This window comes from Thermoflexibacter ruber (genome assembly GCF_900113045.1).
Lineage (GTDB): Bacteria > Bacteroidota > Bacteroidia > Cytophagales > Thermoflexibacteraceae > Thermoflexibacter > Thermoflexibacter ruber.
The window spans coordinates 1-10,514 of the sequence record NZ_FONY01000071.1; the positions used below are offsets into that span (position 1 = coordinate 1).

The following is a 10,514-nucleotide window of genomic DNA, read 5'->3' on the forward strand; positions in this document are numbered from 1 at the left end:
TTACTTGGTGAAAAGGTGCTTGCTTTTGCAAGGCAATTTGATAGCATGAATACGTTTATTGAAACACTGAATTTTAACTAAAAACATGAAAAAAGAAAAGGACTGTATCTTATTAGGCACTACTAAACGGCAAAAAGAGCTAATCAAAGCAAAGGCAAAACAAGAAAATAAAACCGTTTTGCAATTTGTCTTAGATAGATGCTTGCAAGATAATCAAATGGACTTGTTGGGGGGAGTGGTTGCACCAAGTAAGCCTAAAAAACAAAGTAAAAGCACAAAGGAAATGATTGTGGACTTAAAAAACAAGGGCTTAAATTCAAGTGAAATCGCAAACTTTCTAAATGGAAGTAATGTAACAACAAAAAACGGCAAGGCATTTACCAGCGAAAACGTAAGAAAAATACTTGCGTCTGCGGGCAAACAAAGCACAAATATTAACAATTTAGAGCAATGAAAGAGGTTATTTTAATGAAGTTTGAACGTTCAGTAATTGCATTAGTGGCAAAAACTGACAAAGCAAGCGAATTGCTAAGCAAAAAAGGAGTTACGATAAAAGATGTAAAGGATTTTTCTTTGCTAAATCCTAACAGTTTTGAAATCGTAATAAAGTAGTACAATCAAAACAAAAACCGTTGCATATTAGGTGGTGCAACGGTTGCAAGGTAAATAACACTAAATATTAACAATGATGCAAATTTACGAAAAATTGCAAAAAAAATTAATTGCTAATGATATTAGCAATGTGCAAAACCAAAGGAAAGAACTCATTTTATTTGTTACTACATTGATGCGATTAATTGCCGTGTTTGGGGTGTTTGGAGTTCGCTTAGTTAGCGTGTTTAGCATTGTAGTATTTAACGTTTGTGAGTTGTTTGCCGTACTTTGTGCAAAGGTAGAATTAGGGGTAATGAATTACGAAAAAAGGGTAATGCTTGCAGGTGCAAATATTGAAAAGATAGAAACAGAAACAGAAACAGAAACAAACAAGGTGTTTTTGAAACAAGAAAGCGAAAACAAGCAATCAATAGGAGGGGAGAAAACCTTTGTGAGATTAACCAAAGATAGCATACTCATTGAGGGCAAAGAATACAGCGAAAGCGATATTAACAAGGCAATAAACACGTATTCAAAACGTGTGTTAAATGCAAATGGTGCAATCAATCAAAATACGATTAACCAATTGGAAAAGTACAATCGTGCTTTACAATTTTTGAAAAGTAATGCAGACTTTGAAAGCATCATGTAAAAGATTTTTTTTATTAAATATCCGTGCAAAGTTAAAGGTAAGTGCTTTTAGTGCTTACCTTTTTTTTCAAGGCAAAACATGAAATATATATTTGTTTCACTTGCGAATATATATAATATTCACAATATATTCACAAAAAAGCCTTTTTGAAACTCCCCAAATTCCACAAATTTTTTAGGTTTTTTGTAGGTGCAAAGCGAATAAGCACCAAAGGCAAAATCACAAAAAGTATATATCTATTGCAAAATACATTCACAAGCCTGAACGCAAAGGTTAATGATTCGTTCAGGAAGTCTTACAGTTTTATTATTTAGGCTTTTTGTGTTTTCTAAATTTAGCTGTATTGTGGTTTGTTTTCTTTTTTTGGGGTGGAGTGCTAAGCTGTTTTGCATCAAAGTAATGAAAGGTAATTAGCTCTATTTCCTGCCTGCTAATTGTTTCTAATTCTTGTAAGAAAGAATCGTTTATGCTTACGTTTATGCTTACGTTTATGCTTACCATAAGTAAGTGTATTTAGTGAGTAATTAAATATACGCAATAATTTTTAAACCTACAAACGTGCTTTATATATACTTTTTTCTCATTTTTTCACATACCATTATTGACTTGGCAATAATTAGTGGAGGCTTTAATTAGCTATTGTATCGCTGTAAGCTATGCAGGAAGGGGTATTTTTTGCGGTTTGCGGTGCTTGTAGATTGCACGCAGATATGCGTGTTTTTTTTATTAAAAAAATCCTTAAAAATGGATAAATTCCTGCGAAAAAATTAACAATTTTTAACAAAAAAATAATAGCTATGTTATTGAGGTAAAATCCTGCTTTAATCTACTTTTCACAAAGTTTTTTTATAAAAAATAGTCAAAAAAAAACATATATATAATTTCTTATTTTGTGAGAAAAAATATATATCTTTGCTTATAGAAAAACAAGGCAAAAATGTAACAATTTGGCGTTGTAAGTATCTGATTTAAAGATTGTTACAAGGTTTTGCGATGTTAGTGGCATTTTTTATTGTTTCGCACTTCCCTTCGTTTCCAAAGATAGCAAAGTTTTTTAATTTCTCTCTACTACTCCGTTTATTTTTAGTTTCACTATCTCCAAACTTTCAAGTCCTTCGTTATCAACCACTTTCACCGCAATTCGGTGTTCGCCTGCTTTAAACTTATAAGTCTGTTTGCCCTCTTTGTCAAGCAAAACTGTCGGCAAAAAACTTTGTTCGTTATAGGCAAAGTCCCACGCATAAAATTCTATGCCTGCCTCACTTTGTCCTGTCGCTACAAACTCTATTTCTCGCAAGTTTTTACTTGTCCCTAAGTCTTTAATTTCTACTTGCAAAGTAGGCTTTTTCGCAATCGGTACAATTTCCTCAACTGTTACCAATTTGATGATGACGTTTTCCTCGTTTTTGAGCCTTGCAACTTCTTGCACTGCACCTTTGCCAAATGAAAACGCAATAATAAAACCTATTGGCTTTTGCTCGGCTTTGTTTTTCTCAAAACTCACTTTGTCAAAACGCTGAACTGCCGAAAAAAAGTTGTCAATTACGTTTCTACCTATGTTGTCGCTACGTTTTACTTGTATGGGTTGGTTTTCTCGTGTTCTGCCGTCAAGTCCTAAGTCGCTACGTTGTTTTGAGTTAGAAAGTCCGCCAAACTGCTGTACTATCCACGTTTCAAACTCAAATGCGTCTTTGTAACGCAAAGTATCGTAATCGTACTTGTGTAACTGAACAGAAAACGGTTTTGAAAATAAGCCTTGTTGTTTATTTAATCTAAACTCCGTTACTTTTATGGCTTGTACCGATTGGTCAATTCCTATCCAATTTCTACTAAGTTGGTCGGCTGCAACTATTGTTGTGCCTCCCCCTACAAAACAATCTAAAACCGTATCATTTTCGTTGCTTGCCATTCTGATAATTCTATCCAAAAGTGCAATAGGCTTTTGAGTAGGATAACCAATAATTTCTTTTGATGTTCCTTTTAGGGCTGGTACATTGTCCCACATATTGTTAATTGGTGCTCCTCTGTACTCGTCTAAAAATAATTTTTTGTAAATCTGTTTACTTTTATCATCAGGGAAATAGAGTTGTCCTGCTCTATCCATTTCCTCCATTTTTTCCCTTGAAACAGCCCAACCATTAGGCGGTGTTTTATATCCTTTATAATCATACTGCAAATTTGGGCGTGGGTTTGGGCTACGCATTACAGTAGTCATAAATTTTCTACCATTTTCATCTACTCTTGTAAAGTGTTCGGCTACGTAATCGTCATCTTTTACAAGTACAGCATTGTAAATATATGTATCACTCTTGGTGTAATAGTAAATTGTATCTGTTGCGGTTGAAAGTTCTCTCATTCCTGCTAACGCAGAACCGCCTTTTCTTTTCCAAATAATTTCACTTCTAAAATTATTTGTTCCAAAAATTTTGTCCAAGATATGCACTCGTATATGGGCGTTGGCGTGCCAATCGCAATGCACAAAAATACTGCCTGTCGGTTTCAAAATGCGGTGCATTTCCTGTACTCTTTCTTTGAGCCAAGCAATGTAATGGTCTATGCCTCCGCTAAATCTGTCCTCAAAACTGCGGATTTCGCCCTTGTCGCCCCAAATTACTTCGTAAGTTCGGTTTGAGAAAAAAGGCGGGTCTATGTAAATTAAATCTACCGTTTCGTTGTCTATCGTTTTCAAGACTTCCAAACAGTCCCCTAAAATTAGTTTGTTGATTGCCACTGTGCTTTTCCGTTTTACAGTGGCGTTGTTTTAAGGTGTTTTCCTTAAAATTGCCACTAACGTTTTCGGGCTTTGCGTTCGGGCGGGTTTCGGAATACAAAGTTTCAATTTATTACTAAAGTTTAGCAGAAGCACAAAGCTCCAAATTTGCACGTCAGCCCGCCTGACGCAAAACCCGTGTTAGGCGTATGTCATTTGTTTCCTTTTAGTCAAAAGAAACCAAAAAATTAGTCCTACAATTATCGTGATTAATAAAACGGAAATGTCTTTATAAATAATTGGTGATTGTAGTTTTATATTGCTGATTACTCCTTCTTGTATTGAGTTGCCCGCACCGTGTGCAATGGCTGCAGGAATAAAGCTTTTAGACGTAAGTGTCAACCACGCTAAAAAGAAGGATATGGCTATTTCTTGTATCGGTTGAAGTAAAAAACTCCCCCAAATCGGATAATCAGGATGATTATACCCTGCTAATAATGCGGGTAAATGCCAGAAAGACCAAATCAAACCTAACACAACGACTCCTTTTGTAATTCCTAATTTATCAATAAGTATTCCCTGCAAAAAACCTCTCCAAGTGAATTCTTCCGCAGCCGCAGGTATGCTACTCATTAATGAAAATGCCAACGCAGTCAACGTAATATTTGCTATTGCGTGAACCCAATTATTTGTTCCAAGTCCTAATAACCAAGGACCCCCTGATATAGTGACACTTTCTGATGTAAATTTAAACCATTCGGAATTTCCAAATCCTAATGTAGAGCAGACCATCACACTTACAAATGCGATAATTGTTGGTATAAGTACACCAAGTAAAATCGTTGTAAATACATTTATCCGGGGTTTCCATATAACTTTACTTCTCAACGATTTATTTTTAATTAAATAAATTATTGTTATAACAGTTGGTGTCAGCATAGTAAGAAGTAAGAACAACTCCGCTTCATCGCTATTGATGCTACTAGTTCCAAAAATGGCGAACAATTGAACTGTCCAGCTTACCAAATAGATTATAACTAAGTAAATGAGTAATTTTTTGTTGTCCATTGTGTAATTGTTTTTATTTGAATGATTACGCCTAACGTTTCTCGGCTTTGCGTTCGGGCGGGCTTTTTAGCACTGCACTTGATACGAAGAACCGCACTTCAATTATACACAAAATTGTCAATAGAAGCACGTCACCCCGCCTGACGCAAAACCGATGTTGGCAGCTGGCGTTCTGTCGTCCGTTGGTCGGTCAGTTTGATTTTACTGTTGTCAGCAAGTCACTCTCATAAATTGCTGCCGGTGAAACAACTGCTTCGTCCATCGGGATTTTGTCACCATAACGCTCTCTCATTTTTTTCTTAACTGCTTCGTGTGTCAAGTCAAAGTCGCTAAGTTTTTCAAGTTTGCCAATCTCAATTCCTGTCGCTCGTTGATAAACTTTCCAAATTAGTTCAGAGCAGTAAATTTTCTCGTCACTCCACTCAAAAGTCAGGTCGTAATTTTTACCCTTAAATTTTTCTCCTTCACGTTTCATTTTTTGAAGTGTCTCGGCAGTCAAAACTTGGTCTGCGTTTTTAAGTCGTTTGATTACATAATGTCCATTCTCTCCACGTGCAATCCATTTGTCAAGAGGAGTTGTCTTTACTGGCTGAACAGCTTCAAAAACGTAAAACTGTCCGTTGTCGCTGTATATAATGCCACAGTGAGAATACTTAGATTTTGTCGCAAGTTGAATGGCTTTACTTTGTCCTGATAGTGAAGTTTGAAAAATCAAGTCACCGTTTTTAATCTCATTGTTGTCAGCAAGTCGGCTAACTTCTTTTTTTGCGTTTTCAACTCTGTGTTTTGGGTCGTAAAATTTTCTCTTTGCGTATAGTCCGCTTAAAATCAGCAGTCCCAAAATGCTTATGATAATTACCGTTTTTCTCATTGTTTTAATTTGTCTATGTAACGCAACATTCTTTTTTTCATTATCTCTCGGAACGTTATCAGTCAGTCGTGTGATATTGTTGTCAAACCGTTTCACAAAGTCCGTAAGACGCTGAATTATTGTCCCCCGAAACCGAACTGAAGTAAAGAACACAACTCTCAAAAACCACGTCAAAGTCTGCCGAAAAATCTGTCACGGGGACAATCATTCAACGTCTAATTGTTACTCCGTCAAGCTGTCTGGGAGCGGTGTCGCACGCTTGCTGCCAACGTTTTTCGGCTTTGCGTTCGGGCGGGCTTTTTAGCACTACGCTTGATACGAAGAACCGCACTTCAAATATTCACAAAATTTTCAACGAAGCACGTCACCCCGCCTGACGCAAAACCGATGTTGGCGGTAGTTTTTCTTTTTCAGCCCGTCACACCACTCTCCAAAATACTGAATGTTTTTTGTTCGCTGTCAATCTCCGCAACAACTCCGTATGGTATCGTAAATGTCGGGCAAGTGTGTCCAAAGTCCATCTCTGTAATGATTGGAAGCTGGTCGTTACTTTGTTCGTCTCTAATAATTTCTAAAAGTATGTTGTTGTATTCGTCAACGAATTTGTTGTTATACGGTCTGCCAAGTATTAGACCGCTAATTTTTTCAAATACTCCTTGTGCAGCATAATTTCTCAATGCTCGTCTGAAATTAGTTGGCGGCATCATTTCCTCTGATGTTTCTAAAAACAAAATTTTTTCTGTCCATTCAGATTTATCTAACCAATAGTCAGTTCCTTTTAAAAATTCAAGCACTTCAACGCAGCCGCCAATAAGTTGTCCTTGAACCTTTTTGCTTCCTTGTAAAAAATTCCAGCCGTTGCTATCGTTGAGTTTTCGTTGAGTGTTTTGGAGTGATTTGTCAAACCAATCTAAAAATTCAGATGTCCAGCCGTTTTTATTTGGAAGAATTTGTCCAACTGGTAAAGAAGAAAAAAGAGTTCGTTTTATATCGTCAATTTGATATTGGTGCATTCCTCCATTTTCGGCAATTCCGACTAATAATGATGTTCCGTAAAAAGAAGTCAGTCCGGCTTTGTAACAAGCGAAGTGAGTTACAGTCGTGTCTGAAAACCCTAAAAATATTTTGGGATTTTGTTTGATTACATTAATGTCGGTGTAAGGCAGTGTCCTTATGCTATCCTCTCCACCAATGTTTGAAATAATCGCCTTGATGGATTTGTCTGAAAATGCTTCCATCAAATCCTCTGCTCTCGCTTGTGGATTTTTAGAAATATAGTCGGCCGATTTCAGTGCGTTTTTTGTCTCAACAACGTTAAGTCCGAAAACTTCTTGAAGTCGTCTTTTGCCGATTTCATATCTGTGTAAAAGTTCTCCCGCTCCACCCCAAGAAAGTGAAATAGTCGCAACGGTGTCGCCCTGTTTTAATGATTTTGGTCTTGTTAATGTCTTCATATAAAATTACCGCCAACGGAAAAATGTTTGCGAAGGGCAGGTTTAGATAGCACTTCCCTTGCCTTACGCATAATGTTTATAGAAAGTACAAAAGCCTAAATTAGCACAATTAGCCCGCCTTTTCGCAAACATAATGTTGCCTGATGTTTTTTGTTCTTTCGCACTCTCTTTTTAACTCTTGTCTAAGTTTCCTGTATATTGATTTGGATTTTCCTTTATTTTTTGCAATTCTCCATCTTTCCAATGCTTAATAATTTCCTCTGCAATGCTAAGTTGTGCATCTGAAATTAGTTGCATAAGGGCTTGGTTATCTTCTCGTTCTCTGTCCACAATATTTTGATTTTCTGCAACCTTGATTTTTATTCTACGGTTGATTTCGTCATTGAGTTGTGATATTTTTTCAACTTCTTCGGAATTTATTTTTTCCTCTAACATCTGTAATTTAATGTCATAAATCCCTTTATCTGTCAAAATTTTGAATAACAAAGGCACTAACTCAAAAAATATGAACAATAAATTTACGCCTGTAACTGTTCGGTCTGCTGTTGCGTCATTGTCTGCTAACGAACCTAATGCTGTCAAACGTGCTAAAAGTCCGTCAAATTTTTTCCTACTTAACCCTGTCGTTTCGTCTTTTAACTGTGTATCTTCTATTGAATTTTTACTCCTTAAATCGTTGATAAGTGGTTGGTTTTTCTCCAAAACAGACTTGTATTCCTCGTATGCTCTGTCTGCATCTGCTTTTTTAGCCCTGTAAATCGGACCCAAATTTGCCTTGCCTGAACCTCCTGTTCCGTCTGCCTCTTGTTGTGCTATGATTTCCAAATCATCATATCTTTTCTTTTTTGTATCAATTTCACTTTGAAGTTTAGCAAGTTCTTCATTACGTCTTTGAATATTTGGCAAATATCTTTCTCTTACTTTGTCCTCTTGTTCTTTGAATACCTTTTGTTGCATTTTTACTAATTCAGTTTCTATTTCCTGCTCAAATATTTTTAATTCAAGAGGTTTAGAAATAAGAATACCCAACAATATTGCTAATGCAATACGTGGTGATGCTTTTATAATTTCTACAATTTTATTAGAAATTCCATTTACTATTACGTTTTGACTGTAATTTGAACTTTCCTTCTTTAAAGTGGAAACTATATAACGGTCAAGGCTAAAAATGAAAAGCCCCCAAATAAAACCTAATAAAAGGGAAAACTCAACAGAATTAAAAACAGTAAACAAGGCATAAGAAGCCGAAATAAAGGCAAATAATGCGGTAAAAAATACCGCAGAGCCAATACCTGCATATTTATTATGTTCCGATTTACAGTCATCTTGTTTCAATATGCCCAAATCTGCCCCTGAACAAAAAAGTAAAAAATCTTTTATCATTGCAGTTAGATGTCATAGTTTTTGCGAATAAGACTTATTATTTGAGATACACGCCAATTATCCTTAAAAGTATTTTCAAGATTATCAAGAATTCTTGTTTTTACTTTCTTGAAATTCAAAATCTTATGCAAAAAACTGTCATACGGATTGTTGTTTTTTTGGGTATCTTTTTCCGAAAATAGAGGCACTACAAGTTCATCAGGTGTTTTTTTATATGCTTTTGCAAGTTCTGCAATAGTTGGCGGTTTTAAGATTGCTGATTTTATTAAATCAATTTTGGGGACTTTTTGTGTAAAAAAAGCACTTTGTAAATTCGTTTTTGTTGGTATCTGTGTTGCAAAAAATGAAATATCAGTTTCTAATTCAATTTTCGTAGGCACAGGAATTTCAAGGCTTTTGATTGTTGGGGTTTGATAAACATTTAAACGTACAACTTTTTTTACCTCCGAAGTTTCTCCGTATGCTGTAATACAATATACCGTACTTCTATCAGGCATAACCTGCTTTTCGCCCTCTAACCCGACTTCTCCAATTTGATTATCAATTTCTACTCTTTCTGTATTTTTAGATTTCCACTTTAAGGTGGCTGTTTGCATACCCCTAACGATTGAATTTGTGCTGATAAAAAACTCAATTTCAGGGTGGCGAACAACTTTAATTTGAACATCTTTTACTTTTGTATTACTACCTTCTGTTGCAGTTATACGAAAAATCGTGTCTTGATGTATTTTGACACTGTGAGAACCTTCTAAATCTAAATCACTTCCAATATTTTCTATTGCAACTTTTGATGCGTTTTGTGCTTTCCACTCTAATTTTACGCTTTCGCCTTTTTCAATGTAAGTCTTTAAGGCTGTAAAAGTGATTTTAATGTCGTTTGAATGGTCAAAGTCTAATACTTCTCCTCTGCGAATTAGTTTGTGGCATTGTTGCACATAGTCAAATGCTACTTTGTCATCTCGTACAATAACAATATTTTCCTCGTTAGAACTTGCGTTTTTTGTCCAATTGAAAGAGCCTGTAATTACAGTTTTGTAATCAATTACACAAAATTTATTGTGCATAAAACCATAGTCCATTATATCTTCACCACCCACCAAATAGACTTCACCACCATTTTTGCTAATGTCGTAAAGTCTTATAGTGTCGTTAAACTTGTGTGCAGAAATAATAACCTGCACACTTACACCTTGTTGGGCTTTACTTTGAAGAACACTAATCAAGTTTAGGTCGTTAAGCCAAGCAACTGCAACGTAAATAGATTTCCTTGCCTTTTGCAGTTCCTTGCTAATCTGTTGATTGATATTCTCAAAATGTACTTGGTTTTCGCTTGTCATCGTGTTTGTTTAAAATATCAGGCAACGTTTGGCGGCTTGCCGCAGGCGGGGCTTTTCAGCACTACCGTTCATTTGGAAAACCACACTTCAATTATACGAAAAAACTGTCAACCGAAGTACTGCACCCCCGCTTGCGGCAAACCGCTGTTAGCAGCTGGGCTTCTTGTCCTTCGTCCGCCTGGTTGTTAGTTGTCTGCACGTTTGTAGTGAAGTTGAGTTAGTCCGGTATCAAATGTTTTTACGTTTACAAGTTTCAGTTTTTGTTCAGGTCTATTGTCTTTAAAAAGTCTTATTCCGTTACCAACTAATATTGGAATAACCGAAATTATTATCTCGTCCAATAAGTCATTTTTTAAAAGTTCGTTTACTATTTCTGCTCCACCGTCACAAAAAACATTTTTACCGTTTTCACCTTTTAATTTTCTCACTAATTCGGTCAAATCGC

Annotated in this window: 11 protein-coding genes; 3 read left to right on the forward strand and 8 right to left on the reverse strand. The window is 35.9% G+C overall.

Features of this window, described 5'->3' with window-relative positions; translation table 11 throughout:
• Positions 1-85 precede the first annotated feature (85 nt).
• The 3 genes from BM141_RS21235 to BM141_RS21240 all read left to right on the forward strand — a co-directional run bounded on the left by BM141_RS21235 (position 86) and on the right by BM141_RS21240 (position 1,246).
• Positions 86-454, forward strand: coding sequence for a recombinase family protein (locus BM141_RS21235; protein ID WP_091549460.1), 369 nt, complete (start codon positions 86-88; stop codon positions 452-454).
• Positions 451-612 (forward strand): hypothetical protein, encoded by a 162-nt coding sequence (locus BM141_RS23265; RefSeq protein WP_177217496.1) that lies wholly within the window; start codon positions 451-453, stop codon positions 610-612. Before BM141_RS21235 ends, BM141_RS23265 begins: the two co-directional genes overlap by 4 nt.
• A 73-nt stretch (positions 613-685) precedes the next feature.
• On the forward strand, positions 686-1,246 hold the full coding sequence (locus tag BM141_RS21240) for a hypothetical protein (RefSeq protein ID WP_091549461.1): 561 nt from the start codon (positions 686-688) through the stop codon (positions 1,244-1,246).
• Between the two features lie 306 nt (positions 1,247-1,552).
• On the opposite strand, the gene BM141_RS21245 is transcribed toward BM141_RS21240, so the two are convergent.
• The 8 genes from BM141_RS21245 to BM141_RS21280 form a co-directional block, all read right to left on the reverse strand.
• Complete coding sequence (locus BM141_RS21245) at positions 1,553-1,747, reverse strand: hypothetical protein (protein ID WP_091549462.1); 195 nt, start codon at positions 1,745-1,747, stop codon at positions 1,553-1,555.
• Between the two features lie 553 nt (positions 1,748-2,300).
• Positions 2,301-3,977 carry a site-specific DNA-methyltransferase gene (locus BM141_RS21250; RefSeq protein ID WP_091549463.1) on the reverse strand — a complete coding sequence of 559 codons (1,677 nt, stop codon included), beginning with the start codon at positions 3,975-3,977 and terminating at the stop codon, positions 2,301-2,303.
• A gap of 180 nt (positions 3,978-4,157) precedes the next feature.
• Complete coding sequence (locus BM141_RS21255; protein WP_091549464.1) at positions 4,158-5,024, reverse strand: CPBP family intramembrane glutamic endopeptidase; 867 nt, start codon at positions 5,022-5,024, stop codon at positions 4,158-4,160.
• Between the two features lie 190 nt (positions 5,025-5,214).
• Positions 5,215-5,895, reverse strand: a complete 681-nt coding sequence (locus BM141_RS21260) for a YiiX family permuted papain-like enzyme (RefSeq protein ID WP_091549468.1) — start codon at positions 5,893-5,895, stop codon at positions 5,215-5,217.
• Between the two features lie 410 nt (positions 5,896-6,305).
• Positions 6,306-7,349, reverse strand: a complete 1,044-nt coding sequence (locus BM141_RS21265; RefSeq protein WP_091549465.1) for a S66 family peptidase — start codon at positions 7,347-7,349, stop codon at positions 6,306-6,308.
• A 171-nt stretch (positions 7,350-7,520) separates the two neighbouring features.
• The gene (locus tag BM141_RS21270) at positions 7,521-8,732 is read right to left on the reverse strand and encodes a DUF4407 domain-containing protein (RefSeq protein WP_091549466.1); all 1,212 of its coding nucleotides are present in this window, start codon (positions 8,730-8,732) and stop codon (positions 7,521-7,523) included.
• Positions 8,733-8,737: 5 nt separating this feature from the next.
• Positions 8,738-10,069, reverse strand: a complete 1,332-nt coding sequence (locus BM141_RS21275) for a phospholipase D-like domain-containing protein (RefSeq protein ID WP_091549467.1) — start codon at positions 10,067-10,069, stop codon at positions 8,738-8,740.
• A 185-nt stretch (positions 10,070-10,254) separates the two neighbouring features.
• Positions 10,255-10,514, reverse strand: a 260-nt coding sequence (locus BM141_RS21280) for a dihydrofolate reductase family protein (protein ID WP_177217497.1), incomplete at its 5' end; no start/stop codon positions are given.

Excerpts from the sequence above, each read along its gene's own strand:
- BM141_RS21245 (WP_091549462.1), bottom strand. The coding sequence starts at position 1,747 with ATGGTAAGCATAAACGTAAGCATAAACGTAAGCATAAACGATTCTTTC.
- BM141_RS21270 (WP_091549466.1), bottom strand. The coding sequence starts at position 8,732 with ATGATAAAAGATTTTTTACTTTTTTGTTCAGGGGCAGATTTGGGCATA.
- BM141_RS21265 (WP_091549465.1), bottom strand. The coding sequence starts at position 7,349 with ATGAAGACATTAACAAGACCAAAATCATTAAAACAGGGCGACACCGTT.
- BM141_RS21255 (WP_091549464.1), bottom strand. The coding sequence starts at position 5,024 with ATGGACAACAAAAAATTACTCATTTACTTAGTTATAATCTATTTGGTA.
- BM141_RS21260 (WP_091549468.1), bottom strand. The coding sequence starts at position 5,895 with ATGAGAAAAACGGTAATTATCATAAGCATTTTGGGACTGCTGATTTTA.
- BM141_RS21275 (WP_091549467.1), bottom strand. The coding sequence starts at position 10,069 with ATGACAAGCGAAAACCAAGTACATTTTGAGAATATCAATCAACAGATT.
- BM141_RS21240 (WP_091549461.1), top strand. The coding sequence starts at position 686 with ATGATGCAAATTTACGAAAAATTGCAAAAAAAATTAATTGCTAATGAT.
- BM141_RS21235 (WP_091549460.1), top strand. The coding sequence starts at position 86 with ATGAAAAAAGAAAAGGACTGTATCTTATTAGGCACTACTAAACGGCAA.
- BM141_RS23265 (WP_177217496.1), top strand. The coding sequence starts at position 451 with ATGAAAGAGGTTATTTTAATGAAGTTTGAACGTTCAGTAATTGCATTA.